28 protein-coding genes and 1 tRNA gene are annotated in these 26,151 nt (G+C 74.5%); 18 read left to right on the forward strand and 11 right to left on the reverse strand.

Annotated elements, in window-relative coordinates; all coding sequences use genetic code 11:
* Positions 1–5: 5 nt before the first annotated feature.
* Entirely contained in the window at positions 6–1,070 is a 1,065-nt protein-coding gene (locus BFL37_RS00005; protein ID WP_086513141.1) for an NAD-dependent epimerase/dehydratase family protein, read from the reverse strand.
* A complete protein-coding gene (locus BFL37_RS00010) occupies positions 1,067–1,993 on the reverse strand; it encodes an MTAP family purine nucleoside phosphorylase (protein ID WP_086513142.1) in 927 nt (308 codons plus the stop codon). The genes BFL37_RS00005 and BFL37_RS00010 overlap by 4 nt, the downstream gene beginning before the upstream one ends.
* Before the next feature lie 107 nt (positions 1,994–2,100).
* Between BFL37_RS00010 and BFL37_RS00015 the strand changes: the two genes are divergently transcribed.
* The 3 genes from BFL37_RS00015 (at position 2,101) to BFL37_RS14530 (ending at position 5,061) form a co-directional block, all read left to right on the forward strand.
* Positions 2,101–2,727 (forward strand): hypothetical protein, encoded by a 627-nt coding sequence (locus tag BFL37_RS00015; RefSeq protein ID WP_086513143.1) that lies wholly within the window; start codon positions 2,101–2,103, stop codon positions 2,725–2,727.
* A gap of 94 nt (positions 2,728–2,821) precedes the next feature.
* Complete coding sequence (locus BFL37_RS00020; RefSeq protein ID WP_086513144.1) at positions 2,822–3,946, forward strand: NAD(P)/FAD-dependent oxidoreductase; 1,125 nt, start codon at positions 2,822–2,824, stop codon at positions 3,944–3,946.
* Positions 3,947–4,026: 80 nt separating this feature from the next.
* Complete coding sequence (locus BFL37_RS14530; RefSeq protein WP_172403699.1) at positions 4,027–5,061, forward strand: arsenic resistance protein; 1,035 nt, start codon at positions 4,027–4,029, stop codon at positions 5,059–5,061.
* Between the two features lie 18 nt (positions 5,062–5,079).
* Here the strand turns inward: BFL37_RS14530 and BFL37_RS00030 are convergent, their stop codons facing one another.
* Positions 5,080–5,853: an isocitrate lyase/PEP mutase family protein gene (locus tag BFL37_RS00030; RefSeq protein WP_086513145.1), complete on the reverse strand. Its 774-nt coding sequence runs from the start codon at positions 5,851–5,853 to the stop codon at positions 5,080–5,082.
* 150 nt (positions 5,854–6,003) lie between these two features.
* Between BFL37_RS00030 and BFL37_RS00035 the strand changes: the two genes are divergently transcribed.
* Genes BFL37_RS00035 through BFL37_RS00050 form a run of 4 tightly spaced genes read left to right on the forward strand, consistent with a single transcriptional unit; the run spans position 6,004 to position 8,768 of the window.
* Positions 6,004–7,299 (forward strand): molybdopterin molybdotransferase MoeA, encoded by a 1,296-nt coding sequence (locus tag BFL37_RS00035; protein ID WP_086513146.1) that lies wholly within the window; start codon positions 6,004–6,006, stop codon positions 7,297–7,299.
* Positions 7,292–7,792: a cyclic pyranopterin monophosphate synthase MoaC gene (gene moaC, locus BFL37_RS00040; RefSeq protein WP_086513147.1), complete on the forward strand. Its 501-nt coding sequence runs from the start codon at positions 7,292–7,294 to the stop codon at positions 7,790–7,792. The genes BFL37_RS00035 and moaC overlap by 8 nt, the downstream gene beginning before the upstream one ends.
* Complete coding sequence (locus BFL37_RS00045) at positions 7,789–8,340, forward strand: MogA/MoaB family molybdenum cofactor biosynthesis protein (RefSeq protein ID WP_086513148.1); 552 nt, start codon at positions 7,789–7,791, stop codon at positions 8,338–8,340. The genes moaC and BFL37_RS00045 overlap by 4 nt, the downstream gene beginning before the upstream one ends.
* The gene (locus BFL37_RS00050) at positions 8,337–8,768 is read left to right on the forward strand and encodes a molybdenum cofactor biosynthesis protein MoaE (protein WP_086513149.1); all 432 of its coding nucleotides are present in this window, start codon (positions 8,337–8,339) and stop codon (positions 8,766–8,768) included. Before BFL37_RS00045 ends, BFL37_RS00050 begins: the two co-directional genes overlap by 4 nt.
* A gap of 41 nt (positions 8,769–8,809) precedes the next feature.
* On the opposite strand, the gene BFL37_RS14535 is transcribed toward BFL37_RS00050, so the two are convergent.
* Positions 8,810–8,980 carry a hypothetical protein gene (locus BFL37_RS14535; protein WP_012299751.1) on the reverse strand — a complete coding sequence of 57 codons (171 nt, stop codon included), beginning with the start codon at positions 8,978–8,980 and terminating at the stop codon, positions 8,810–8,812.
* A gap of 132 nt (positions 8,981–9,112) precedes the next feature.
* Positions 9,113–10,396 carry an MFS transporter gene (locus BFL37_RS00055; RefSeq protein WP_086513150.1) on the reverse strand — a complete coding sequence of 428 codons (1,284 nt, stop codon included), beginning with the start codon at positions 10,394–10,396 and terminating at the stop codon, positions 9,113–9,115.
* Between the two features lie 149 nt (positions 10,397–10,545).
* Between BFL37_RS00055 and BFL37_RS00060 the strand changes: the two genes are divergently transcribed.
* Positions 10,546–12,363, forward strand: coding sequence for an ABC-F family ATP-binding cassette domain-containing protein (locus BFL37_RS00060; protein ID WP_086513151.1), 1,818 nt, complete (start codon positions 10,546–10,548; stop codon positions 12,361–12,363).
* Between the two features lie 12 nt (positions 12,364–12,375).
* On the opposite strand, the gene BFL37_RS00065 is transcribed toward BFL37_RS00060, so the two are convergent.
* Positions 12,376–13,233 carry a hypothetical protein gene (locus BFL37_RS00065; protein ID WP_086513152.1) on the reverse strand — a complete coding sequence of 286 codons (858 nt, stop codon included), beginning with the start codon at positions 13,231–13,233 and terminating at the stop codon, positions 12,376–12,378.
* 62 nt (positions 13,234–13,295) lie between these two features.
* Positions 13,296–14,204 carry a hypothetical protein gene (locus BFL37_RS00070; protein ID WP_086513153.1) on the reverse strand — a complete coding sequence of 303 codons (909 nt, stop codon included), beginning with the start codon at positions 14,202–14,204 and terminating at the stop codon, positions 13,296–13,298.
* 378 nt (positions 14,205–14,582) lie between these two features.
* On the opposite strand from BFL37_RS00070, the gene BFL37_RS00075 reads away from it, so the two are divergent.
* The 3 genes from BFL37_RS00075 to BFL37_RS00085 are packed head-to-tail and all read left to right on the forward strand — an operon-like array spanning position 14,583 to position 17,210.
* The gene (locus BFL37_RS00075) at positions 14,583–15,515 is read left to right on the forward strand and encodes a MetQ/NlpA family ABC transporter substrate-binding protein (RefSeq protein WP_086513154.1); all 933 of its coding nucleotides are present in this window, start codon (positions 14,583–14,585) and stop codon (positions 15,513–15,515) included.
* The gene (locus tag BFL37_RS00080; RefSeq protein WP_086513155.1) at positions 15,512–16,549 is read left to right on the forward strand and encodes a methionine ABC transporter ATP-binding protein; all 1,038 of its coding nucleotides are present in this window, start codon (positions 15,512–15,514) and stop codon (positions 16,547–16,549) included. Before BFL37_RS00075 ends, BFL37_RS00080 begins: the two co-directional genes overlap by 4 nt.
* A 1-nt stretch (position 16,550) precedes the next feature.
* A complete protein-coding gene (locus tag BFL37_RS00085; protein ID WP_086513156.1) occupies positions 16,551–17,210 on the forward strand; it encodes a methionine ABC transporter permease in 660 nt (219 codons plus the stop codon).
* A 34-nt stretch (positions 17,211–17,244) separates the two neighbouring features.
* Here BFL37_RS00085 and BFL37_RS00090 read toward each other — a convergent pair whose 3' ends face one another.
* Positions 17,245–18,141: a LysR family transcriptional regulator ArgP gene (locus BFL37_RS00090; RefSeq protein WP_086513157.1), complete on the reverse strand. Its 897-nt coding sequence runs from the start codon at positions 18,139–18,141 to the stop codon at positions 17,245–17,247.
* Between the two features lie 69 nt (positions 18,142–18,210).
* On the opposite strand from BFL37_RS00090, the gene BFL37_RS00095 reads away from it, so the two are divergent.
* The 3 genes from BFL37_RS00095 to BFL37_RS00105 are packed head-to-tail and all read left to right on the forward strand — an operon-like array spanning position 18,211 to position 20,439.
* Complete coding sequence (locus BFL37_RS00095; RefSeq protein WP_086513158.1) at positions 18,211–19,062, forward strand: LysE/ArgO family amino acid transporter; 852 nt, start codon at positions 18,211–18,213, stop codon at positions 19,060–19,062.
* Positions 19,059–20,066, forward strand: a complete 1,008-nt coding sequence (locus tag BFL37_RS00100) for an LLM class flavin-dependent oxidoreductase (protein ID WP_086513159.1) — start codon at positions 19,059–19,061, stop codon at positions 20,064–20,066. The genes BFL37_RS00095 and BFL37_RS00100 overlap by 4 nt, the downstream gene beginning before the upstream one ends.
* Before the next feature lie 7 nt (positions 20,067–20,073).
* Positions 20,074–20,439, forward strand: coding sequence for a TraR/DksA family transcriptional regulator (locus BFL37_RS00105; protein WP_086513160.1), 366 nt, complete (start codon positions 20,074–20,076; stop codon positions 20,437–20,439).
* Between the two features lie 47 nt (positions 20,440–20,486).
* Here the strand turns inward: BFL37_RS00105 and BFL37_RS00110 are convergent, their stop codons facing one another.
* A complete protein-coding gene (locus BFL37_RS00110; RefSeq protein WP_086513161.1) occupies positions 20,487–20,990 on the reverse strand; it encodes a MarR family winged helix-turn-helix transcriptional regulator in 504 nt (167 codons plus the stop codon).
* A 43-nt stretch (positions 20,991–21,033) separates the two neighbouring features.
* On the opposite strand from BFL37_RS00110, the gene BFL37_RS00115 reads away from it, so the two are divergent.
* The 4 genes from BFL37_RS00115 to BFL37_RS00130 all read left to right on the forward strand — a co-directional run bounded on the left by BFL37_RS00115 (position 21,034) and on the right by BFL37_RS00130 (position 24,171).
* Entirely contained in the window at positions 21,034–21,435 is a 402-nt protein-coding gene (locus tag BFL37_RS00115) for a hypothetical protein (protein WP_143331568.1), read from the forward strand.
* Positions 21,436–21,512: 77 nt separating this feature from the next.
* Positions 21,513–21,587, forward strand: a tRNA-Gln gene (locus BFL37_RS00120).
* 46 nt (positions 21,588–21,633) lie between these two features.
* Positions 21,634–23,160, forward strand: a complete 1,527-nt coding sequence (gene glmU, locus BFL37_RS00125) for a bifunctional UDP-N-acetylglucosamine diphosphorylase/glucosamine-1-phosphate N-acetyltransferase GlmU (RefSeq protein ID WP_086513163.1) — start codon at positions 21,634–21,636, stop codon at positions 23,158–23,160.
* Positions 23,161–23,193: 33 nt separating this feature from the next.
* A complete protein-coding gene (locus BFL37_RS00130) occupies positions 23,194–24,171 on the forward strand; it encodes a ribose-phosphate diphosphokinase (RefSeq protein WP_086513164.1) in 978 nt (325 codons plus the stop codon).
* Positions 24,172–24,228: 57 nt separating this feature from the next.
* Here BFL37_RS00130 and BFL37_RS00135 read toward each other — a convergent pair whose 3' ends face one another.
* Both BFL37_RS00135 and gndA read right to left on the reverse strand, forming a co-directional pair.
* Positions 24,229–24,603, reverse strand: a complete 375-nt coding sequence (locus BFL37_RS00135; protein ID WP_086513165.1) for a hypothetical protein — start codon at positions 24,601–24,603, stop codon at positions 24,229–24,231.
* A 70-nt stretch (positions 24,604–24,673) separates the two neighbouring features.
* Positions 24,674–26,128 carry an NADP-dependent phosphogluconate dehydrogenase gene (gndA, locus tag BFL37_RS00140; RefSeq protein WP_086513166.1) on the reverse strand — a complete coding sequence of 485 codons (1,455 nt, stop codon included), beginning with the start codon at positions 26,126–26,128 and terminating at the stop codon, positions 24,674–24,676.
* Positions 26,129–26,151: the final 23 nt, after the last annotated feature.

Here is a 26,151-nt window from a genome sequence, read left to right on the forward strand (position 1 = left end):
GAATATCAGACGACCGCGCTGCGCAGCGGCGCCGTCGCGAACTCCCGCATGCCCTCCTCGAAGGTCATGCGCGGCTCCCAGCCGAGCTCGGTGCGCAGCCGCTCGGACGACGCCGTGATGTGCCGCACGTCGCCCAGCCGGTACTCGCCCGTGGTGACGGGCGCGGATCCGCCGGCCTCGCGTGCGAGCGCCTCCGCCATCTCGCCGATCGTGTGCACGGTGCCGCTGCCCACGTTGAAGGCGCGGAAGGACCCGGCCTCCCGGGTCTCGGTCCACGCGAGCGCGGCGAGGTTCGCGCCGGCGACGTCGCGCACGTGCACGAAGTCGCGGCGCTGCCGGCCGTCCTCGAACACGCGGGGCGCCTCGCCGCGCGCGAGCGCCGAGCGGAACAGCGAGGCGACGCCCGCGTACGGCGTGTTCTGCGGCATGCCCGGCCCGTAGACGTTGTGGTACCGGAGGGCGGCCGCACGACCGCCGGTCGCGCGGGTCCAGGAGCTCACGAGGTTCTCCTGCGCCAGCTTGGTCGTGGCGTACACGTTGCGCGGATCCAGCGGCACGTCCTCGCCGATGAGCGTGGGGACGAGCGGCTCGCCCGTCGCGGGATCCACCGGGTCGAACATGCCGGCGTCGAGGTCCGCGACGCGGCGCGCGGGCGGGCGCACCGGGCCGTCGGCGCCCGCGTAGGCGCCCTCGCCGTAGACGACCATGGAGCTGGCGAGCACGAGCCGGTCGATGCCCGCGCGGGTCATGCCGGCCAGCAGGATCGCGGTGCCGCCGTCGTTGGTCAGCACGTAGTCGGGCGCGTCGAGGAAGTCGACGCCGAGCCCGACCTTCGCGGCCTGGTGGCAGACGACGTCGACGCCCTCGAGCGCGCGGGCGACCGCATCCGGATCCGTGACGTCGCCGCGCACGAGCTCGACGCGCGGGTCGATCTCCGGGTCGCCGCCGTGCACGTCCGCGCGCAGCGAGTCGAGCACGCGCACGCGCCGCCCGTCCTCCAGCGCGGCCTGGACGATGGCGCCACCGATGAAGCCGGCGCCGCCCGTGACGAGGAGGATCCCGCCGCTCACGACCGCGCGCCCGTCGCGTCGGCCGTGCCGGTCGCGCCGGTGACGGGCCGCGCGAGCACGGACGCGACCGCATCCGGGTCGATGAGCGGGCGACCGCGGTAGTCGTCGGGGATCGCGCGGACGACGGCCTCGATCGCCCGCACGATGCGCGGCTGCGCCTCCTTCAGGCGCGCGAAGACCAGCTCGGCCGTGACGGCGTCGCCCTGCTCGCCGGGCAGCGGCGCGAGGCCCGCGTCCGCGTCGGTGACGAACGACAGGTTCACCGTGCCGATGTTGAGCTCGGACGCGAGCACCACCTCCGGGTACTGCGTCATGTTCACGATGTGCGCGCCCGCCTGCCGGAACCAGAGCGACTCCGCGCGCGTCGAGAAGCGCGGGCCCTGGATCACGACGACGGTGCCGGAGGTGCGCAGCGGCCCCGCGGGATCCGCCCGGTCGCCGCCCTCGAGCTCCACGAGCGCGGCAGCCGCGCGGGTGTGCAGCACGGGGTCGAAGGGATCCGCCGCGGAGAGGTGCTGCACGACGCCGGCGTCGAAGAAGGTGTCCGGCCGGCCCCAGGTGCGGTCGAGGAGCTGGTCGGTGAGCACGAGCGATCCCGGCGGGTAGTCCGGCGAGACGCCGCCCACCGCGGACGACGACACGATCGCCGTGACGCCGAGCGACGCGAGCGCCCAGACGTTGGCGCGGTAGTCGATGAGGTGCGGCGCGACCGAGTGGTCGGCGCCGTGGCGGGTGAGGAACGCGACGCGGCGCCCGGCCAGCTCGCCGACCGTCACCTCGCTCGATGTCGGGCCGAACGGCGTCTCGATGCGGTGCGACGCGCTCGTCGCCGGGTCGAGCAGGGAGTAGAGGCCGGATCCGCCGATCACGCCGATCTCGGCGCGCGGGGCGGATGCGGGTGCGGTGGTGCTGTCGTCGGTCACGTGGCTCCTCGGGGTCGTCGGCCCAGTCAAGCAGGGCCCCGGTGGATGCGCGCCGGACGCGACCCGCAGCGGATGCCCGCGCCCCGCGCGCGTGCTGGACTGGGGCGATGAGCACCGCCGACGCGCCGCCCGTCCGCCCCGCCGTGCCGGTGGCGGGCCTCGCGCTGGTGCTCGTGGTGCTGGGCCTCGCGGGCGTCGTCACGGCGGGCGGGACCGTGCTCCTCGCCGCGCGGATCCGGACCGCGGTGACCGGGTTCGAGGTGGACGGGCTCTCGCTGCTGCTGCCGGGGCTCGCGGTGACGGCCGTCGTCACGTTCCTCGCCGCGGCGACGACCGCGCGCATCGTGCGCGGCGCCCGACGCGTGTCGGCGGAGGCGCTGGCGCGGCACGCGTCCGCGCGCGCGCCCGTGCCGCTCGCGGTCACGGCCGTGCTCGTGGTCGCCGTGTCCCGGTACCTCGAGCCGGGCGGCCTCGCGGAGGTCACCGGACGTCGCCCGGCCCTCGCCGTGCTCCCGGTCCTGCTGTTCGCGACGGCCGCGGTCGCGCAGGTCGTCGCGGCCCGGGCGCGCGGCCGGGCCACGCGGATCCGCGCCCTCGGCGTCGCGGGCGCGGCGCTGGTCGGCGCCGCCTGCGCGATGCCCTACCTCGTGACGGCCTCGCTGCAGAGCGGCGCGCTCGTGCTGTGCGCCGCCCTGCTGCTCCGGTCGACCCGAGGGGCGGGATCCACCGGCTGAGCGGGCGCTTCCCTGGGCGACGCGCTCGGGACTTGTTGAGAATGATTCTCGACTAAGCTCGCCGGGACCGTCCCGACCCGGAGAGCCGCGTGCCATGCCCCCATCCCCCGAACCGACCCTCGACGCCCTCGTGATCGGCGCCGGTCCCGCCGGCCTCGGCACCGCGATCGCCCTCGACGCCGTCGACGGGCTCCGGTCCGGCGTCGTCGAGCGGGGCGGCGTGGGCGAGACGTTCCGGCGGTGGCCGGCCCGGCAGCGGTTCCTGTCGCCGTCGTTCACGGGCAACGGCTTCGGGGCGACGGACCTCAACGCGATCCACCCGCTCACCTCCCCGGCCTTCTCGCTCGGCGTCGACTACCCGACCGGCCCGGAGTACGCGCGCTACCTCGCGGGCGTCGCCCGGCACTTCCCCGTGCCGCTGATGGTGGACACGGACGTGACCGCCGTGTCGCCCGTCGAGGGCGGCTTCGAGGTGACGACGAGCCGCGGATCCCTCGGCACGCGCACCGTCGTCTGGGCCGGCGGCGAGTTCCACGACCCGCTCGCCGCCCGGTTCGCCGGCGGTTCGCTGACCGACCACTCGTCCTCGCCCGCCGCCTGGGAGCCGCGCATGGGGCGGCTCGTCGTCATCGGCGGCTACGAGTCGGGCATCGACATCGCCTGCCACCACGTGGAGCAGGGGGCGGACGTGGTCGTGGTGGATCCCGCGCACCCGTGGGCGCCCGGATCCGGGTCCGACCCGTCGTACCGCCTCGCGCCGCGTTCCGTGCAGCGCCTGGCGACGGCGGTCGCGACCGGACGCCTCACCCTCATGGGCGACGGCGGCGTCGTGGGCGTGCGCCCCGACGGCGACGGCTTCCGCGTCCAGGTCGCGGGCGCCGCGGCGGTCGCCTCCGACTCGCGGCCCGTCCTCGCGACCGGCTTCGGGCCGGGGCTCGGCCCGGTCGCCCACCTCTTCGACCAGCGCGACGACGGCTGGCCGCTCCTCACCGAGGACGACGAGTCCACGACCACCCCCGGCCTGTTCCTCTCCGGCCCGGCGGTCCGCCACGGTGCCGTCCGCTTCTGCTTCGTCTACAAGTTCCGGCAGCGCTACGCGCACATCGCGCGCGTCATCGGCGGGCGCATCGGCGCCGACTGCGCGGGCCTCGAGCAGTGGCGGATCGCGGGCATGCTCACGGACGACCTCAGCTGCTGCGGCGTGGAGTGCGCGTGCTGAGCGGGCGCCCCGACGACGGACGGTCGGCAGCGCGGTCGGCAGCGCCGCCGGTCGCGGCACCGGATCCGGCTCCGGGCGGGGTGCCGACGCCGGCGAGGGCGCTGCTGCTGTTCCTCGGCGCGATCGCCGTCGGATCCCTCGTCGGGGTGGCGAGCCCGGACACGGGCGCCGTGCTGGCGGGCGGCGTGGATCCGACCGTGCTGCTGCTCGTGACGGTGCTCTTCGTGGAGGTCGACCTCTCCGGCCTCCGGCTGCGTCGGCTGCGGGAGGCGCCGCGGTTCCTCGCCGTGGCGTGGCTCGCGAACTTCGTGCTGATGCCGCTGCTGGGGTTCGCGATCGCCTCGCTCTTCCTGTCGGGAGCGCCCCTGCTGTTCGCGGGCGTCGTGATCTACTTCACGGCCCCCTGCACGGACTGGTTCCTCGGCTTCACCCGCCTCGCGGGAGGGAGCACCTCGCTCGGCGCCGTGCTGCTGCCCGTCAACATGGTCACGCAGCTGCTGCTCTACCCGTTCCTCCTCAGCGCGCTGGTGCACGCGGACGCGGTGCAGGATCCTGTGGCCATCGGCGAGACGCTCCTGCGCTGGTGCGTGACGCCGGCGCTGATCGCCATCCTGGTGCGCGTCCTCGTCTCGCGCGCGCTCCCGACGGCGGTGCGCGAGCGGGTACGCGGGCTCCCGGGGCGGCTCGTGCCCGTGATCATCGCGGCGCTCATCGTGCAGATCTTCGCCGCGAACATCGTGACCATCCGGGATCACGCCGACGCGTTCGTCGCGCTCCTGGGAGCCGTGGTGCTGTTCTTCGCGATCGGCTACCTGCTCATCGACCGGCTGTCGAACGCGCTGCGGCTGGAGCACCCGGAGCGCGCGCTGCTCGCCATGACGACCGCGGCGCGCAACGCACCGCTCATGCTGGGCCTCACCACGGTCGCGCTCCCGGACCAGCCGCTCGTCGCGGCCGCGATCGTCATCGGCATGCTCATCGAGTTCCCGCACCTGGCGGGGATCACCTGGCTCCTCACCCGACGGCGACGGGCGACGCCGCGCCAGAACGCTCGGGGGATGGGCGACGCCGGGCACCCCTCCGTGCACGGGGAGCGCCCGGCGCCGGCGCCGTGAGCGGGTGGATCCCGCGGGCTAGTTGAGCGGCCGCGTCCCCTCGGGCAGCGCGCCGCCCGCGTAGAGGTCCTTCGCCGTGTCCTGCAGTGCGGTCAGCGCGACGCGCTGGGTCCACGGGCCGTAGGAGATGCGGCCGACGCCGAGCTCCTCGAAGCGGGCGGGGGAGAGGGATCCGGGGACGCCGATGACGGTGAGGCGCTGCGGGCCGACGGCGTCGACGAGCGTGCGCACCTCGTCCTCCGTGAGCGGGCCGGGCACGAAGACGCTCGTGGCGCCGGCCGCCATGTAGGCGCGGGTGCGCTCGACGGCGTCGGCGAGGACGTCGGACCGGTCGCGGTCGCCGCCCAGCACGTACGCGTCGGTGCGGGCGTTGAGCGCGAACGGCACTCCCTCGGCCTGCGCGGCGGCGACTGCGGCCTCGACCGCGCGCACGGCGTCGTCGAGGGGGCGCATCCCGTCCTCGAGGTTGGCGCCGACGACGCCCACGCCGATGGCGCGGCGGATCGTCTCGCCCGCGTCGCCGTAGCCGGACTCGAGGTCGGCGGAGACGGGCTGCTCGACGGCCGCGACGATGCGGCCGATCATGTCGAGGTGGAGGTCGAGGGGGATCCGCTCGCCGTCCTCGTAGCCGAAGGTGGCGGCGATGGAGTGGCTCGCGGTGGCGAGCGCCTTGGTCTCGGGGAGCGAGCCGATGGCGGCGGCCGAGATGGCGTCCCACACGTTCACCACCCTCAGGAGCTCGGGAGCGGTGTGGAGGTCGACGAGGGTCTGCCCGCGGGCGGCGATGGTCATGCTCCGACCCTATGTCCGGCCGGTCCCGCGCGGCAGGGGTGGCTTCGGGTCCCGGACACCCGCGCGCGGCGGGCGCCCGGGGGAGGAGCGGCGCGGATCCCGGCCCACCCATCCGGCGACCGCCCGTCCGCCCCGGTGGATGATGGGGGGATGACCCCCGCCCGCCCCGCCGACCGCGTGCGCCGCAGCGTCGACGAGCATCGGGCCGCCGTGCGCGACCTCCTCGCGCCGCTCGCCGAGCTGCCGGCCGAGCAGCTGCCCGCGTCCGCGGAGGCGCTCACCGCGGATCCGCACCGGCACACCGGTCGGGTCCCGGCGCGCGACGTCACGAGCCCGATCGACCTGCCGCCGTTCCGCAACTCGCAGATGGACGGCTACGCGGTGCGCGCGGCCGACCTCGCGGGAGCGAGTGCGGCGCATCCCGTCGTCCTCCCCATCGCCGACCGGATCCCCGCGGGCGTCGCCCCCGCGCCCCTCGCCCCCGGCACCGCCGCGCCCTGCATGACCGGCGCCCCCGTGCCGCCCGGCGCCGACGCGATCGTGCCCATCGAGGCCGCGACGCCCGACCGCTTCGTCGACGAGGAGGCGCCCGACGCCGTCGTCTCCTTCGCCGCCCCCGTGGATCCGGGCGCCTTCGTGCGCGCGCAGGGCAGCGACCTCGCGGCGGGCAGCGTGCTCGTGGCCGCGGGCACGCGCCTCCTCCCGGCAGACTGGGGCGTCCTCGCGTCGGCCGGCATCGCGGCCGTCGCCGTGCGCCGCCGGCCGGTCGTCCTCCTCCTCTCCACCGGCCTCGAGCTGCGCGGGCCCGGCGAGGACCTCGCCCCCGGGCAGGTCCACGACGCCAACTCCGTCGCCCTCGCCGCGTCCCTGCAGGACGCCGGCGCCGAGGTCCGCGCGCTGCGGGTCGCGTCCGACGACGCCGAGCGGGTGCGCGACGCGCTCCGCGAGGCGGCCGTCGGGGTCGATCTCCTCGTCACGACGGGCGGGGTCAGCGCGGGCGCGTTCGAGGTCGTGCGCGACGTGCTGGAGGGCGGCGGCGTGGAGTTCGTCTCGGTGGCCGTGCAGCCGGGCGGGCCGCAGGGGCTCGGCACGGCGGACCTCGGTGGCGCGCGGATCCCCGTCGTCGCGTTCCCCGGCAACCCCGTGAGCGCGCTGGTCTCCTTCGAGCTGTTCCTCCGGCCGGTGCTGCGGCGGATCGCCGGGCACGCGCACCCCGACCGCCCGTCCCGCGAGCTGCCTCTCGCCGAGCCGCTCGACTCGCCCGCCGGCAAGCACCAGGTGCGACGCGGCCGCCTCGACGCCGACGGCCGGGTCGTCGCGGTCGGCGGACCCGGATCCCACCTCCTGCACGCGTACGCGACCGCCACGCACCTCGTCCACATCCCCGCAGGTCTCGACCGGCTCGAGGCCGGCGACCCCGTCACCGTCTGGAGCATCGATGACTGATCCCGCCCCGACCGCGGACGCCGCGCCGTCCCTCACCCACCTGCGGCAGGACGGATCCGCGCACATGGTCGACGTCACCGACAAGGCCACGACGAAGCGCCGCGCCGTCGCGCAGGCCGTGCTCGTCACGCGGCCCGAGGTGGTCGCCTCCGTCATCTCCGGCGACCTCCCCAAGGGCGAGGCCGTCGGCACGGCGCGCATCGCGGGGATCATGGCGGCGAAGCAGACGTCGAGCCTCATCCCGCTGTGCCACCCGCTGCCGATCGGGCGCATCGAGATCGACATCGCGGGCGCCGACGACCGGCTCACGGTGGTCGCGTCGGTGAGCACCACGGGCGTCACGGGCGTCGAGATGGAGGCGCTCACGGCGGCCTCGGTCGCCGCGCTCACGCTCTACGACATGGTCAAGGCCGTGGACGCGCGCGCCGTGATCACCGACGTGCTCGTCCGCGAGAAGCAGGGCGGCAAGTCCGGCGACTGGGCGCGGCCGTGAGCGCGGCGGATCCGCGTGGCCGCGCGGTCGTGATCGTCGCCTCCACCCGCGCCGCCGCGGGGGAGTACGAGGACCGCACGGGTCCCGTCATCACCGCATGGCTCGCCCAGCGGGGCTTCGAGGTGGGGGCGCCGGTCGTCCGCGCCGACGGACCCGGGGTCGCCGCGGCGCTCGCCGAGGCCGTCGCGGGCGGTGCGCGCGTGATCCTCACCACGGGCGGCACGGGCATCACCCCCACCGACCGCACGCCCGAGGCGACGGCGCCGCTGCTCGACCTCGAGATCCCCGGGATCATGGAGGAGGCCCGCCGCATCGGCACGGCGCACACGCCCACGGCGGTGCTCACGCGCGGGCACGCGGGTCTCGCAGGCGGCGCCTTCGTGATGAACCTGCCGGGCTCGCCGGGCGGGGTGCGCGACGGGCTGGGGCTCCTCGACCGGATCCTCGACCACGTCCTCGAGCAGGCCCGCGGCGCGGTGCACCCCGCGACCGATCCGGCGGCCGACACGGCACCCGCCCAGGCGGCCGACGCCGGAGCCCGCTCGTGACCGCCGACCGCGTGCTCTTCGCGCGCATCGCCGGGGGCGCGATCCGCGTCGAGGACTCCGCCGACGCCGTGCGCGCCGACGACGCCGGCGCGGTCGTGACCTTCGAGGGCGTGGTGCGCGACCACGACGACGGCAAGGGCGTCCTCTGGCTCGACTACTCCGCGCATCCCGCCGCCCGCCAGGCGATCCGGCAGGTCGCGCTCGACGTCTCCGCGCGCTATCCCGAGGTGCGGATCGCCGTCGAGCACCGCATCGGCCGGCTCGGGATCGGCGACGTGGCGCTCACCTGCGCCGTCTCGTCCGCGCACCGGGCCGACGCGTTCGCCGCCTGCGGCCTGCTGGTCGACGAGGTCAAGCAGCGCGTCCCCATCTGGAAGCAGCAGGCCTTCGACGACGGCACGAGCGAGTGGGTGGCGTCGCTCGGCTGATCCCGACCGACCCGGCTGTCGCCTGACGCCGGCGCCGGCGGCTACGCCTTCGGCGTCTTCGCGGCGTTGTAGCGGCGGCGGAGGCTGCCGAGGACGATCGTGCCGAGGATCAGGATGATGCCGATGATCCCGAGCCAGACGAGGCCCTTGATGGCGAAGCCGACCACCGTGAGGATCAGCCAGAGGACGAGCAGGACGACGATGAACGCCATGGGGCGACCTTCCGTTCGGGACCCGCCGGCGGTGCGCCGGGGAGATGGGCCGCGCGACGGGGCACCTGGCTCCCGGTGCGGCGCCCCGATGCTACCCCCGCACGGGGGCGCGGCGGTCCCGTCCGTCGGCCCTCAGGTCCTCGCGGCGTCCCGCGCGTCGGCCATCCGCTCGGCCCGGCGCGTGCGCCGCCCGGTGAGCTGCAGCACGAGCGCGACCAGGGCGCTCGCCGCGACGAACGCGCCGTAGACGGTCAGCACGATCGGCAGCCCGTCCGCCTCGACGAAGACGCCCGCGACGATGCTCGGCACGCCGAACGCGAGGTAGCTGGCGACGTAGACCGAGGAGAGGAGGCTCGCGCGCTGGTCCACGGGCGCCTCCGCGAGCACGAGCCGGAGGCCCGCCTGGAAGCCGGCGCCGAAGCCGACGCCGCCGATCACCGCGGCGACGGCGAAGAGGGGGAGCGACGCGGTCCAGATCGCCGCGACGAGGCCGACCGGCCCGAGCACCAGGGCGACCACGCCGACGATGAGGCTGCGGCGCGCGTCGCGGGTGCGGATCACGATGCCGGTGATGGCGCCCGTGCCGGTGAACAGCGCGATCGCGGCACCCGTGAGCGCGGCGCTGTGCAGGCCGAACGTGGTGCCGAGCACGGATCCGATGAAGGCCAGGAACATCCCCCCGAGCGCCCAGCTGGCGATCATGCCGCCGACGACCGCGGTGAACACGGAGCGGGCGGCGCGCGGCACGGCGACCGACGGGACGAGCGACCGGAGCGCTCCCGCACGGCGGGGCTGCCGCTCGGGCACGAACGCGACGCCGACGCCTGCGGCGACCATGAGGGCGGCCAGCACGACGAACACCGTCTCCTCGGGCGCGGGCCCGTACGCGACGAGGAAGCCGCTGCCGAGCGCGCCGACCGTGAGGGCCGTCGGCGGCACGACGCCGTTGAGGAAGGCGGCGAGGCCGGACCGCCGCGTGGGCTGGTGGTCGATCATGCCGGCGCCGAGCGCGCCGGTGGCGAGGCCGATCGCGAGGCCCTGCAGGATGCGCGCGACTACGAGGGCGAGCCCGTCGTGCGCGAACGCGAAGACGAGCATCGCGGCGATGGAGACGGCGAGGGCGCCGAGGATCACGGGCCGCCGGCCGATGTGGTCGGAGAGCCGGCCGGCCGTGAGCAGGGTCGCGAGGAGACCGGCCACGTAGACGGCGAACACGACCGTGAGGACGACGGGCGGCAGCGCCCACTCCTCCTGGTACACGGGGTACAGCGGCGAGGGCGCCGCGCCGGACGCGACGAGCACGAGCAGCGTGAACGCGTAGACGAGGAGGCCGGCGGCGGTCTCGCGGCGGGCGGGCGGTGCGGCGATCGCGCCGGGGGCGGGGAGCGGTGCGGTCTCGGTGCGGCTGGTGGTCATGTGCGCTCCTCGCGGTGGGCGGATCCCCGCGGGACTGAAGCGGGGCGGGCTGCTCCCCGTCGAGCGCGCGGCCCTTCCGGGTCACGAGGAGGGGCAACGGCGGACCGCTCGCGGGAATTCCCCGGGCGGGGGTCACCTAGGCTCGTGCGGTGGCCCATCTTCTGGGAGCCGAAGCGCTCCACCTCGAGTTCCCGACGCGCGTGATCTTCGACGACGTGACCATCGGGGTGAACGAGGGCGACCGCATCGGCATCGTCGGACGCAACGGCGACGGCAAGTCGACCCTCCTCTCCCTCCTCGCCGGACGGCTCGAGCCCGACAGCGGCCGCGTCACGCGCCGCCGCGGGATCACCATCGGCGTGCTCGACCAGAGCGACACCCTGCCCGACGGCCAGACCGTGGGCGAGGCCATCGTCGGCGGCATCGACGAGCACGAGTGGGCGGGCAACCCGCTCGTCCGCGACGTGATCGACGGCCTCGCCTCCGACGTGCCGTGGGACGCCGACGTGGCGCAGCTCTCGGGTGGCCAGCGCCGCCGGGTCGCGCTCGCGAAGCTCCTCATCGGCGACCACGACATCCTCTTCCTCGACGAGCCCACCAACCACCTCGACGTGGAGGGCATCGCCTGGCTCGCCGGCCACCTGCGCCGCCGCTGGGCGCCGAACTCCGGCGGCCTCATCGTCGTGACCCACGACAGGTGGTTCCTCGACGAGGTCGCCAACGCCACGTGGGAGGTGCACGACCGCCTCATCGAGCCGTTCGAGGGCGGGTACGCGGCGTACATCCTGCAGCGCGTGGAGCGCGACCGGAGCGCCGCCGTCTCCGAGGCGAAGCGCCAGAACCTCATGAAGAAGGAGCTCGCGTGGCTGCGCCGCGGGGCGCCCGCGCGCACGGCCAAGCCCAAGTTCCGGATCGAGGCGGCCAACGCCCTCATCGCCGACGAGCCGCCCGCGCGCGACACCGTCTCGCTCGCGTCGATGGCGATGCAGCGGCTCGGCAAGGACGTCGTCGACCTGCTCGACGTGTCCGTCAGCTACGGCGAGAAGCAGATCCTCAAGGACGTCGAGTGGCGCATCGCGCCCGGCGAGCGCACGGGCATCCTCGGCGTCAACGGCGCCGGCAAGTCCACGCTGCTCTCGCTCGTGGCCGGATCCCTGCAGCCCACCACCGGCCGCGTCAAGCGCGGCAAGACCATCAAGGTCGCCGTGCTCACGCAGCAGCTCGACGAGCTGAAGGACGTGCTGGACGACCGCGTCTCCACGGTCATCGGCCGCCAGCGCACCACCTACGTCGCAGGCGGCAAGGAGATGACGCCCGGCCAGCTGCTCGAGCGCCTCGGCTTCACGAGCGCGCAGCTGTCCACCCCGGTCAAGGACCTCTCGGGCGGCCAGAAGCGCCGCCTCCAGCTCCTCCTCATCGTGCTCGACGAGCCGAACGTGCTCATCCTCGACGAGCCCACCAACGACCTGGACACCGACATGCTCGCCGCGATGGAGGACCTGCTCGACTCGTTCCCCGGCACGCTGCTCGTCGTGAGCCACGACCGGTACCTCATCGAGCGCGTCACCGACCAGCAGTACGCGGTGATGAACGGCGCCCTCCGCCACCTCCCCGGCGGCGTGGAGCAGTACCTGGAGCTCCGCGCGCAGCCCGGCAACGCGGAGAAGGCGACCGTCGCCCGGCCCGACGAGGTCGGCGGCCAGGCGACCGCGACGCTCGGCGGATCCGGCGGATCCCGGCTCCAGGGCGCCGAGCTGCGGAACGCGCAGAAGGAGCTCGCGAGCATCACCCGGAAGCTGGAGAAGGCCGACACGCGCCGACGCCAGGCGCTCGACGCGATGGCCGAGCACGACCCGAACGACTACGACGGGCTCGGCAAGCTGAACGACGGCGTGCGCGCCATCGAGGCCGACGTCGAGGCGCTCGAGTCGCGCTGGATGGAGCTCAGCGAGCTCCTCGAGGGCTGATCCTCCGGCCGGTCAGTAGGCGATGGGCCGGTCCCGCGACGTCAGGGTGACCATCCCGTCGCCGTCGACCGCGGCCGTGAGCACGCTCCCGGCCATCGTCACGCTGCCGTCGAAGGCGCGCGTCGGGACGTTCGCGACCCACGTGGCCTGGAGACCCGAGGCGGCCAGCTGGTCGGGCGAGACGCACGACATGACGCCGGATCCGGGGCTGGATCCCTCATCCGGGACGGACCCCGCCCACGGGTACACGAGCAGGCACACGTCGTCCGAGATGGTGCGCGCCGCGTAGAGGCCCACGCTCGTCTGCACGCCGCGGATGGAGCTGAGGTCGACGTCGCCGTAGGGAGAGCGAGGCGGCCTGTCCGCCTGCTCCTGCGGGCGGTCGAGGATGCCCGAGATCCCCATGGCGCGCGACCGCCCGGTGATGTCGGTGCCGAGCAGCGACCGCACGCGCGCGGGATCCGGCGGCTCCTGGGCGGAGGCGGTCGGCTCGGCGGAGGGGGTGCCGGTGGGATCGGCGGACGGCGCCGCGGATCCGCCCACGGAGGCGGCGATGCCCGCGCCCGCGAGCAGCCCGACGACGAGGGCGCCGGCCGCCCAGGCGAGCGGGCGGCGGGAGGGGTGCGGGGGATCCGGATCGGGGTCCGGGTCGGCGGAGTCCGGCGGGTCGGCCGGACCGCCCGCGGCGGCGTGGTCGCCCTCGGTCCCGCCCGCTGCGTCCGCCGCACGCTCGCGGCGGGTCAGCTCGGCGGCCGCGCGGATCCACCGCTCGTCGGTCTCGTCGGCCCCCTGCGCGAAGACGAGCTCCCGGAGCACGTCGATGGGGAGCGCGGTGAGGTCGTCGTCCGCCCCCGGCGTGCGTGCGTCCATGGTGGTGTGCCCTTCCCGGCATCGACCCTCCCACACGGGCGGCGCGGTACCGGAGGCTCCGCTCAGTACGCGAGGATGCGGTCCGGCGTCGTCAGCGTGATGAGGTCGTCGCTCGACCAGACCGCCTCCACGTCGCCCGTGATCATGCCGGTCGAGCCGTCGCGGTTGCGCGACGGGAACTCCGTCGTCCACGCGACGCGCAGCCCGTCGGACGCGACGCGCTCGGGCGACGCGCACGTGACGACGCCCGCGCCGCCGCTCGGGAACACCAGCAGGCAGCGGTCGCCCCTGTCGGAGAGCCCGGCGTACAGGCCGACGCTCGACCGCACCGCGCGGATCGTGGTGGCGTCGACGCCGGCGCGGACGGCCTTCGGCGGACGGTCGGCGTCCTCCTGCGGGCCGTCGAAGATCGCGGCGACCGGGCGGCTGCGCTGGTCGGAGGTCGAGTCGGGGCCGAGGAGCGCGGGGCCGTCGGCCGAGGGGGACGCGGCGGGACGCGATGCCGCGGCGTCCGGCGGGGCATCGGCGCCGGGGCCCGGGCTGCCGTCGGCGGAGGTCGGGATGGGGGATCCCGTGCCGAGGGACCCGGCGATCGCGGCGCCTCCGAGCAGGCCGAGCGCGAGGGCGGCGGCGGACCACGCGACGACGACGCGGGATCCGCGGCGCGGCGCGGGGGAGCCGTCAGGTTCGTCGGGGTCGGCGCCGTCCTCCGGCGTCGGGTCGGGATCCGCCGCGCCGACGGACCCGGCGCGACCGCCGACGGCGGCGCCCGAGCCGGTGTCGGCGTCGCCGTCCGCGTCTGCGCCCGCGTCCGCGGGCTCGGCGGACCGGGACGCGCGCTCGCGTCGGGTGAGCTCGGCGGCCGCGCGGATCCACCGCTCGTCGCCCGCGTCGGCGCCCTTGGCGTAGACGCGACGCCGCAGCTCGTCGACGGGGAGCGCGGTGACGGCGTCGTCGTCGTCCTCGTGCATGGGCACCTCCGCCGCCGACCCTGCCACATCCCCCGGCCGCCGCGGGGTGTCCCCGTGTTACGGCCCGGTTCGACTTCCCCCCTCCGCGCGCCCTACCGTCGAGGTGCTGCAGGGACGCGGCCATCGGCCGGCGTCGGCGTCCCGCACCGCCCGCGGATCCGCCGTCCCGCGTGCGACTCGCGGCCGCACCCGACCGGGCGCCGCGGAGCATCCGGCCGACCGCGTCGGCGCGCGCACCCGCGCGTCGCCCGGGAGCGCCCGCACCCCGCAGCCGGACGGCCGCATCACCGCGGCAGCACCCCACCACCGCACCACCACCGCACCACCACCGCACCACCACCGGACAGCACCGGCGCCCGCACCACCGAGAGGACCACCATGACCACCCAGGCACCCCTGATCGACGCCCCGAAGCGGAGGAACCGCCCCGGCCTCATCATCGGCGCGGTCGTCGTCGTCCTCGCCATCGTCGCGGCCGTCCTCTTCGCCACGGGCGCGTTCTCGGGCGGCGGCAAGGCCGTCCGCATCGGCGTCGTCGGCGCGAGCGACCCGCAGTGGCCCGCCTTCGTGGACGCCGCGAAGGCCGAGGGCATCGACGTGGAGATCGTCGACTTCACCGAGTACCCGCAGCTGAACCCCGCCCTGTCCGAGGGCGAGATCGACCTCAACCAGTTCCAGCACCTCGTCTACCTGGCGCAGTACAACGAGGGCGCGGGCGACGACCTCACGCCCATCGGCGCGACCGCGATCTACCCGCTCGCGCTGTACTCGCAGAAGCACGCGTCGGTCGACGAGATCCCGCAGGGCGGCACGGTCATCCTCCCCAACGACGAGTCGAACCTCGCGCGCGGCCTCCTGCTGCTCCAGAGCCAGGGCCTCGTCACGCTGGAGGGCGGCGGATCCAGCGTCTCCGGCCTCGACGACATCGACCAGGCCGCGTCGAAGGTCACCGTGAGCACGGTCGACGCCGCGCTCACCGCCACGTCGCTGCCGGACGCCGACGCGGTCATCATCAACAACGACTTCGTCCCCGACGCCGGCCTCACCCCCGACGACGCCCTCGTGCAGGACGACCCCAGCGACCCGAAGGCGCTCGCCTACGTCAACGTCTTCGCGTCCCGCGCCGACGACGCGCAGAACGAGACGTACCTCCAGCTCGCGCGGATCTTCGAGGACACCCCCGCGGTCGTCGACGCCGTGGTCGAGAACTCGGGCGGCACCGCGATCCCGCTGAAGACCCCCGCGGACGAGCTGCAGACCCTGCTCACCACCACCGAGCAGGCCGTCGCCGAGAAGAAGGCGGCTCGATGACGGACGCCCCGCACGTCTCCCTGCGGAGCGTCGGCAAGCGGTACCCGCCGCGCGCGAAGGGCGAGCCGGCCCTCGACGCGCTCGTCGACGTCGACCTCGACATCCGCCGCGGCGAGGTCTTCGGGATCATCGGCTACTCCGGCGCGGGCAAGAGCACGCTCGTGCGGCTCGTGAACGCGCTCGAGAGGCCGACCTCGGGCACCGTCTCGGTCGACGGCCGGGAGATCCAGGACCTGCCCGAGCGCGAGCTGCGGAAGCTCAGGCTCGGCATCGGCATGGTGTTCCAGCAGTTCAACCTCTTCACGTCGAAGACCGTGTGGGGCAACGTCGCGTACCCGCTCACGGTCGCGGGCATGCCGAAGGACCAGCAGCAGCGGCGGATCAGCGACCTGCTGCACTTCGTCGGCCTCGCTGACAAGGCGCACGCCCGCACCGACGAGCTGTCCGGCGGGCAGAAGCAGCGCGTCGGCATCGCCCGCGCGCTCGCGACGAGCCCCGCGATCCTCCTGGCCGACGAGGCCACGAGCGCGCTGGATCCCGAGACCACGAGCGAGGTCCTCGCTCTGCTGCGCCGGGTCAACGAGGAGCTCGGCGTCACCATCGTCGTCATCACGCACGAGATGGAGGTCATCAAGTCCATCGCCCACCGCGTGGCCGTCATGGACTCCGGCCGCGTCATCGAGCAGGGCGAGGTCTTCGACGTGTTCTCGCGGCCCTCGACCGACGCCACGCGCCGCTTCGTCTCCACCGTCGTCGCGGGCGTGCCCGAGCAGGACGAGGTCCAGCGCCTCCGCCGCCGGCACCCCGGCCGCCTCGTCACGCTGTCCTTCGCGGACGGCGGCGCCACGCAGCCCGAGGTGTTCCGGGCGCTCGCGGACGCGGGCATCGCCTTCGAGGTCGTGCACGGCGGCATCACCGACATCCAGGGCCGCACGTTCGGCAACCTGACCCTGGCGCTCGGGGGCGACCCCGCGCGCATCGACGAGGTGCTCGTGGCCGACCGGGCCGGCGTCACCGTGACGGAGGTGGTCTGAGATGGACGCGCTCACCCCGCTGCTGCCGCTCCTCGGCCAGTCGACGGTCGAGACGCTCGTGATGGTGCTGCTCACCCTCCTGTTCGGCGGGCTCGGCGGGCTCCTGATGGGCCTCGGCCTGTACCTCACGCGCGCCAGCAGCCTGCTGCCGAACCGGGCCGTGTTCGCGGTGCTGAACGTGGTCGTCAACACCTTCCGGCCGATCCCGTTCATCATCTTCCTGGTCGCCGCCCAGCCCCTCGCCCGCCTGGTCACGGGCACCGGCATCGGGCAGCCGGCGATCATCTTCACGCTGTCGCTCGGCGCGTCCTTCGCGATCAGCCGCATCGTCGAGCAGAACCTGCTCACGGTGCAGCCGGGCGTGATCGAGGCGGCCCGGTCCGTGGGCGCGAGCCCGGTGCGGATCATCTTCACGCTGCTGATCCCGGAGGCGCTCGGCCCGCTGATCCTCGGCTACACGTTCGTCTTCGTCGGCATCGTGGACATGACCGCGGTGGCGGGCTCGGTCGGCGGCGGCGGACTCGGCAACTTCGCGATCGTCTACGGCTACCGGCAGTTCGAGCCGGCGGTCACGTGGGCGGCCGTGCTCATCATCATCGTGCTCGTGCAGGTGGTGCAGTTCGCCGGCAACCGGCTGGCCCGGGCGGCGCTCCGGCGCTGATCCGCGCCTCCCCGCACGATCCGCGGCCGCCTCGCTACCTCAGCGAGGCGGCCGCGGCGCGCACGTGCCGCGTGAGGTCGGCCAGCACGGGGGAGTCGACGCTCCAGCGCTGCCAGTGCAGCGCCACGTCCACGTGGGATCCCGCGTCCAGCGGCACGAGCGCGCCCGATGCCACGAGATCCTCGCTCTGCAGGTCGGGCAGCATGCCCCAGCCCATGCCGAGCGTGACCGCCGTGACGAACTCCGCCGACGACGGCACGTAGTGGCGCGGCTGGCCGGCGGGCGCACGCCGGCCGCGGAGCCAGCGGTCCTGCATCGCGTCCTTGCGGTCGTACATGACGAGCGGCGCGACGGCCAGCGCGCTCGGCGTGGGCCCGTCGGGCAGGTGGGCGGCGGCGAAGGCGGGCGTCGCGAGCGCGCGGTACCGCATCCGGCCGAGCCGCTCCGAGGTGCAGCCCTGCACGGGATCCTTGACGCTCGTGACCGCGGCCATCGCCGATCCGTCGCGCAGCAGGTCGAGGGAGTGGTGCTCGTCCTCGCGCAGCACCTCCACGGCCTGCCCGGTCTCGGCGGCCAGTGCGGCGAAGGCGGGCAGCAGCCACGACGCGAGCGAGTCGCCGTTCACGACCACGGGCACCGCCGCCGTGCCCGCACGCGGGGCGTCGCCGTCGCCCACGCCGAGCAGCCCGTCGAGGTCGCGCTCGAGCAGCAGCACCTGGCGCGCGTGGCGGAGCACGGCGTCACCCGCCTCGGTCGTGGTCGCGGGCCGGGTGCGGCGGAGGAGCACCCGGCCGGCGCTCCGCTCGAGCGCCGTGATCCGCTGGCTCACCGCGGAGGGCGTGAGCCGGAGCGCGCGGGCGGCCGCGTCGAGCGTGCCGGTGTCGACCACGGCGGCCAGGGTGCGCAGGTGCTCGGTGCGGATGTCCATCATCAGCGATGCTAACGGTGCCGCAGGAACATGAGCTGGTCTGATGCGCCGCCGATGCCTAGCGTGGAAGCCATGCACCCGCTCGCGCACGCGCTCTCCGGCTTCGGCCTCGGCTTCTCGCTCATCGCCGCCATCGGCGCGCAGAACGCGTTCATCCTGCGGCAGGGCACGCGACGCGAGCACGTGCTCGTCGTCGTCCTCATCTGCGCGGTCTCCGACGTGATCCTCATCGGCCTCGGCGTCAGCGGCATCGGCGCGCTGATCGAGGCGGCGCCCGTCGCGATCGTCGTCATCCGGATCCTCGGCGCCTCGTTCCTCGCCGGCTACGCTGCCCTGTCGCTGCTGCGGGCCGTCGCGCCGCACGGCCTCCAGGTCGCCGCGACCGCGCCGCGCGCGCTCGGCGCCGTGGTCGCCGCGTGCCTCGCGCTCACCTGGCTCAACCCGCACGTGTACCTCGACACGGTGCTGCTCGTCGGATCCGTCGCCGCCGGACACGGCGACGGCCGCTGGGCCTTCGGCGTCGGTGCGATGGTCGCCAGCTGCGTGTGGTTCACGCTCCTCGCGGCCGCCGCGCGCGTCTTCGCGCCCGTGCTCGCGCGACCGTCGGCGTGGCGGGTGCTCGACACCGTGATCGCCGGGGTGATGCTCGTGCTCGCCGTGCAGATCCTGCTGCCGCTCGCGCCGGCCGGCATGGGGGAGGGGACGCGGATCCTCGTCGCCGCCGCGATCTGCCTGGCGCTCACGGGTGCCGTGGCCGCGTGGGCGGTCGCGCGGCGGCGGCACGCGGACGGCGACCCGGGCGCCGACGCGGACGCTCGCGCCGGCGCGGCTCCCGCCACGCAGCCGCCGGTCGCCGCGCCCGGCGCGCCCGCCCCGACCCCGGTCGGAACAGTCGAGGGGTCCGCGCTGTTGGACCGAGCATGACCGTCCCGCTCTCCATCCTCGACCTCGCCCCCATCGCCCCCGGGGAGACCGCCCGCGACAGCTTCCAGGCCTCCGTCGACCTCGCCCAGCAGGCCGAGCGCAGCGGCTACCGCCGCGTCTGGTACGCCGAGCACCACAACATGGCGTCGATCGCCTCCAGCGCGACGAGCGTGCTCATCGCCCACGTCGCCAGCCAGACGTCGACCATCCGCCTCGGCTCCGGCGGCGTCATGCTGCCGAACCACTCGCCGCTCACCATCGCGGAGCAGTTCGGCACGCTCGAGACGCTGCACCCGGGCCGCATCGACCTCGGCCTCGGCCGCGCCCCGGGCAGCGACCAGGCCACCTTCCGCGCGCTCCGCCGCGACCCCGGATCCTCGGACCGCTTCCCCGAGGACGTCGTCGAGCTGCAGGGCTTCCTCGCGGGCGAGAGCCAGGTCCCCGGCGTCTCCGCGACCCCGGGTGCCGGCACGCGCGTGCCCCTCTACATCCTCGGATCCTCGACCTTCGGCGCGCAGCTCGCCGCGGCGCTCGGCCTGCCGTTCGCGTTCGCCTCGCACTTCGCGCCCGACATGCTGCTCGACGCCATCGCGATCTACCGCCGCGACTTCCGCCCGTCGGAGCAGCTGGACGCGCCGTACGCGATCGCCGGCATCAACGCCATCGCGGCCGACGACCGCGCCGACGCCGAGCGCCAGTTCGCCGAGGTCCGCCGCGCCCGCCTCATGATGCTGCTGCGCCAGAGCGGCCAGATCCCCGCCAGCCAGACCTTCACCGACGACGAGCTCGACCGGCTCCTCGAGGCGCCCGTCGGCGCGCACGTCGCCAGCATGATGACCTACACGGGGCTCGGGACGGGCGCCGAGGTCTCCGACTACGCGAACCGGTTCGCGGAGCAGGCGGGCGTCGACGAGGTCATCGTCGGGCACGCCTCGCCGCGCACGCCCGAGCGGCTGCGGTCCGTGGAGCTGATGGCGGACGCGCACGCGCTCGTCGCGGCGTAGCGGGTCCGTGGCCGACGACGCCGCTCCCGACGACGCCGGGCCCGAGGGTCCGCGCGCGGCCCTCGCCGCGCTCCGCGCCGACACGCTCGCGCTCATCCGCGGCCTCGACCGCGACGTCGCCGCGATCGTCGAGGCCCGCCAGGACGCCAACTCCGACGACGAGCACGACCCCGAGGGGGCGACCCTCGCGTTCGAGCGCTCGCAGTCCGACGCGATGATCCGCGAGGCCCGGGTGCGCCTCGCCGACGTCGACGCGGCGGTCGCGCGCCTCGACGCGGGCACCTACGGCCGCTGCGAGGTCTGCGGCGAGGCGATCCCGGCGGGCCGGCTCGAGATCCGCCCGGCCGCTCGCCGCTGCGTCGCCCACGCCTGAGCGTCCTCGCCCGGGCGCGTCCGGCGTCGGGCGTGCGCCGTCGGGCGTCAGGCCCCGTCGTCGTCGAGGTCGAGGATCAGCTGCCTGAGCAGCCCCGCGAGCACGTCGCGATCGGCGGCCGGCAGCGTCTCGAGCAGCTCCGCCTCCTCGGCCACGAGCCGCGTGATCGCCGTGTCGACGCGCAAGCGCCCCGCGTCCGACATGACCACGAGGATCCCGCGGCCGTCGTGCGGATCCGTGTGCCGCTCCACGAGTCCCCGCGCCACGAGCCGGTCGATGCGGTTCGTCATGGTGCCGGAGGAGACGAGCGTCTGCTGCAGGAGCGCCTTGGGGCTCAGCTGGTACGGATCGCCCGCCCGCCGGAGCGCCGACAGCACGTCGAACTCCCACGACTCCAGCTCCGACTCCTGGAACGCCGAGCGCCGCGCGCGCTCCAGCAGCCGCGACAGCCGACCGACGCGCGAGAGCACCTCGAGCGGGGAGAAGTCGAGATCGGGCCGCTCCCGACGCCACGCGTCGACGATGCGGTCGACCTCGTCGCGGCTGGGCATGCCCCCATCATGCCGGTCCGGGCACGTCCCTCCGGTCGCTGGCGTGAGGGACATGGCCGGCGTCCCCTCCCTCCGGTCCGTCATGCCGTGGTGGTACGTGGGCGGCCTCGCCCTGTCCTTCCTCGTCGCCCTCCTCCTCGCCCCGGTCGCGAACCTCGCCCTGACGGCACCGCTGTGGGCGGGCGTCATCGGCACCTCGATCCGCGACCGCCGCCGGGGGACGGAGCAGATGCTCCCCAGGCAGGAGGCCGTGGTCGCGATGGTGCTGACCCCGGGCCTGCTCGGGATCGCCGCCCTCGCCAGCCAGGTGTGGCCGTTCCAGCGGGGTGCGTTCGACGCGCGCGTGCTCGTCGGCGGGGTCGTCGCGCTGGTGGCCGCCGCCGTGCTCTTCCTGGCGCTGCGGATCCGCGGCGACCGCCGCCGGCGCCGCGCGCGCGGCGCCTGACCTCGCGCCGAGCCCCGGTCTCCGCCCGCGGGCACCTCTGGCAGACTCGTCCTGCGCACGGCCGGGCCGTGGAGCGGTCCGCCTTGGTGTAACGGCAGCACTTCAGCCTTTGGAGCTGTGAGGTCCAGGTTCGAATCCTGGGGGCGGAGCCACGCCCGCCGGCCGCGCCGGAGAGACGCACGAGGACCAGGGAGATCGATGACCGAGTCAGACAGCACGCCGAGGACCCGCGAGATCCCCATCGTGACGGGCGAGCTCGACGTCGACGGCGAGCCGCGCAGCCCCTCCATCGCGGTCGTGATCCTCGCCGCCGGCCAGGGCACCCGCATGCGCTCGCGCCTCCCGAAGGTCCTCCACCCCCTGGCGGGTCTGCCGCTCGTCGGACACGTGCTCGCGACCGCCGAGGAGCTCGGCGCGCGCCACGTCGTCACCGTCGTGCGCCACGACCGCGACCAGGTCGTCGAGGTCGTGCGCTCGCTCGCGCCCGACGCGCTGATCGTCGACCAGGACGAGATCCCCGGCACCGGCCGCGCGGTCGAGGTCGGCATCACGGCGCTGCCCGACGGCTTCACAGGCCAGGTCGTCGTGCTCTCCGGCGACGTGCCCCTGCTCGACGCCGCGACCCTCCGCTCGCTCGTCTCCGCGCACCGCCAGGCGCGCAACGACCTCACGCTCCTCACCGCCCGCCTCGACGACCCGACCGGCAACGGCCGCATCATCCGCGGCCAGGACGGCGCGTTCGAGGCCATCGTCGAGCAGAAGGACGCCACGGGCGAGCAGCTCCGCATCGACGAGGTCAACGCGGGCGTCTACGTCTTCGACGCGGAGGCGCTCCACCAGACCCTCGGCGCCATCGGCACCGAGAACGCGCAGCGCGAGAAGTACCTCACGGACGCGGCCGACGTGATCCGCCGCGCGGGCGGCGCCATCGAGGCCCTGCCCGTGCGCGACAGCTGGCTCGTCGCGGGCATCAACGACCGGGTGCAGCTCACGGCCGCGGCCACCGAGCTGAACGCGCGCATCATCCGGCGCTGGCAGCTCGCGGGCGTGACGATCCAGGACCCGCGCACCACGTGGATCGACGTCAAGGCCACGCTCGCCGCCGACGTCACGGTCCTCCCGGGCACGCAGATCCTCGGCGCGAGCACGGTCGCCGCGGGCGCGACGGTCGGCCCCGACACCACCCTCCGCGACACCGAGGTCGGCGAGGACGCGACCGTCCGCCGGACCGACGCGGAGCTCGCCGTCATCGGCGCCCGCGCGACGGTCGGCCCCTTCTCGTTCCTGCGCCCGGGCACGCGCCTCGGCGACGACGGCAAGATCGGCGCGTACGTCGAGACCAAGAACGTCGAGATCGGCGAGCACACCAAGGTCCCGCACCTCAGCTACGTCGGCGACGCGACCATCGGCGCGCACACGAACATCGGCGCGGGCGCGATCTTCGCGAACTACGACGGCGTCTCCAAGCACCGCACCGAGGTGGGCGACCACGTCCACGTCGGCTCGCGGAACGTCTTCGTGGCACCCGTTAGTATCGGTACCGGCTCCTACACGGGTGCCGGTGCCGTCATCCGCAAGGACGTCCCGCCCGGCGCACTCGGCATCTCGGTGGCGCCGCAACGCAACATGGTCGGCTGGACCGAGGCCAAGCGACCGGGCACCCCCGAGGCCCGGGCCGCCGTCGAGGCAGCCGACGGGCATGCGGACGACGCGTCCGATGCCTGAGAACACCGAGCAGCACTGACGAAACGGAGTCCCGTGTCCGCAATCAAGACTGCTGGTGAGAAGCGGCTCGTGATCGTCACCGGTCGCGCCCACCCGGAGCTCGCCGAGCAGATCGCGGAGGAGCTCGAGACGAGCCTCGTGCACACGGACGCCCGCACGTTCGCCAACGGCGAGCTGTACATCCGCTACGACGAGAGCGTCCGCGGCAGCGACGCGTTCGTCATCCAGTCGCACACGGCGCCCATCAACGAGTGGCTCATGGAGCAGCTCATCATGGTGGATGCGCTGAAGCGCGCCTCCGCGAAGCGCATCACGGTCGTCGCGCCGTTCTACCCCTACGCCCGGCAGGACAAGAAGGGCCGCGGCCGCGAGCCGATCTCCGCCCGCCTCGTCGCCGACCTCTTCAAGGCCGCCGGCGCCGACCGCATCATGTCGGTCGACCTGCACGCAGCCCAGATCCAGGGCTTCTTCGACGGCCCCGTCGACCACCTGTTCGCGATGCCCGTGCTCCTCGAGCACATGCGCTCCGTGCTCGACACGAAGACCCTCACGGTCGTCTCGCCGGACATGGGCCGCGTGCGCGTGGCCGACATCTGGAGCGACAAGCTCGGGGCGCCGCTCGCCATCATCCACAAGCGCCGCGACCCGAAGGTGCACAACCAGGTCACCGTGCACGAGATCGTCGGCGACGTCTCCGGCCGCGTGTGCCTCCTGGTCGACGACCTCATCGACACCGGCCGCACCATCGTCTCCGCCGCCGAGGCGCTGAAGAAGAACGGCGCCACCGGCGTCGTGGTCGCGGCCACGCATGCGGTCTTCTCGGACCCGGCCACGCGGATCCTCGACAGCCCGCACATCGACTCGGTCGTGGTCACGGACACGCTGCCCATCCCCGACGAGAAGCGCTGGGACAAGCTCACGGTGCTGCCCATCGCGCCGCTGCTCGCCCGCGCGATCCACGAGGTCTTCGACGACGGATCCGTCACGAGCATGTTCGACGGCGCGGCCTAGGCCGGAGCGCTTCCGGGGTCGCCAGCGCCGGCGCCAGCCCGGGCGGCGACGAGCGGGTCAGCCCCGCGAGTCCTGCTCGACGACCTCGCGGGCGACGCGTCCCGACGGGATGGGCCCGAGCGAGGCGACGTGCTCGTCGCCGCCGAAGGCGTACTTCGTGTAGCACTCGTAGCCCATGAACCCGGGGCCGAAGAGCTGGAACCGCACCTCGTAGGAGGGGGAGTCGGGCCGCTCGTACGCCACGAAGTCGGCGCAGGCCATGTCGGCCGTGCTCGCGCCGACGCGCACCATCGTGACGGCGCCGGGGAGCAGCAGGCTCACGATCCCGACCACGACGACCACCCGCATCACGAGGAGCGTGCGCTTGCTGCGCAGGCTCCTCGGGCGGTGCGGCTCGTAGCCCGCGAGCTCGGGGTGCTCGTCCTCGTCCATCCGGTCCAGTCTGACAGACGCCCCGCCGCCCACGAGGGGCGGCGGGGCGTCGGCGACGGTCGGCGGACCGCTAGTGCGTGTCCTCCGCCTCGACCTCGGAGCGGTCGCCGGACCACAGCGTGTGGAAGGTGCCCTCCCTGTCGGTGCGGTGGTACGTGTGCGCGCCGAAGAAGTCGCGCTGGCCCTGCACGAGGGCGGCGGGCAGGCGCTCGGAGGCGAGCGAGTCGTAGTAGCTCAGCGCCGACGCGAAGCCGGGCACCGGGATCCCCGACAGCGCGGCGACCGAGACGACCCGGCGCCAGGCCTGCTCGCCGTCGGCGACGGCCTTGGCGAAGTACGGGTCCTCGAGCAGCGTCGCGAGCCCGGAGTCCTTCTCGTACGCCTCGACGATGCGGTTGAGGAACTGGGCGCGGATGATGCAGCCGCCGCGCCAGATCTCCGCGACCTTGCCCTTGTCGATGTCCCAGCCGTACTCCTTCGCGCCCGCGATGATCGCGTCGAAGCCCTGCGCGTACGCGACGACCTTGCTCGCGTAGAGCGCGGCCCGCACGTCGTCCTCGAAGGTGTCGCCCGCGGGCTGGATCTCCGGGCGGCTCGTGATCGTGGCCTGCACGGCCTTCCGCTGCTCGGGCTTCGACGACACGGCGCGCGCGAACACGGCCTCCGCGATCCCGCCCACCGGCACGCCGAGGCCCACCGAGTTCTGCACGGTCCAGACGCCCGTGCCCTTGGATCCGGCCTGGTCGACGATCACGTCGACGAGCGGCTTCCCCGTCGAGGCGTCCTCCTGGCGGAGCACCTCGGCGGTGATCTCGATGAGGTACGACTCGAGGTCGCCCCCGTTCCACTCCTCGAACACGTCCGCGATGGCGTCGGGCTCGTGGCCGCCGACGCGGCGCAGCAGGTCGAACGACTCGGCGATGAGCTGCATGTCGGCGTACTCGATGCCGTTGTGGATCATCTTCACGAAGTGGCCGGCGCCGTCGGTGCCGATGTGGGTGACGCAGGGCTTGCCCTCCGCGACCGCGGCGATCGACTCGAGGATGGGACCGAGCGTCTCGTACGCCTCCGCGGTGCCGCCGGGCATGATGCTCGGGCCCTTGAGCGCCCCCTCCTCGCCGCCGGAGATGCCGGCGCCGACGAAGTGGAGGCCCTTCGCGCGGACCTCCTTCTCGCGGCGGATCGTGTCGGTGAACAGCGCGTTGCCGCCGTCCACGATGATGTCGCCCTCCTCGAACGCCTCGGTCAGCTGCTCGATGACCGCGTCCGTGCCCCGTCCGGCCTTCACCATGATGATCGCGGTGCGGGGCCGCTGCAGCGAGGCCGCGAACTCCTCGATCGTGGTGGCGGCGACGAAGCCCGCCTCGGGGTGCTCCTCGACGAGGTCGGTCGTCTTCTGGGTCGTGCGGTTGTACACCGCGACCGTGTTGCCCTCGCGGCTGGCGAGGTTGCGGGCGAGGTTCGAGCCCATCACCGCGAGCCCCACCACCCCGATGTTCGCCGTGGCCTGCTGGTCATCTGACATCTGATGCCTCCTTGTCGACAGTC

This window comes from Clavibacter michiganensis (genome assembly GCF_002151125.1).
GTDB classification, from domain to species: domain Bacteria; phylum Actinomycetota; class Actinomycetes; order Actinomycetales; family Microbacteriaceae; genus Clavibacter; species Clavibacter michiganensis_C.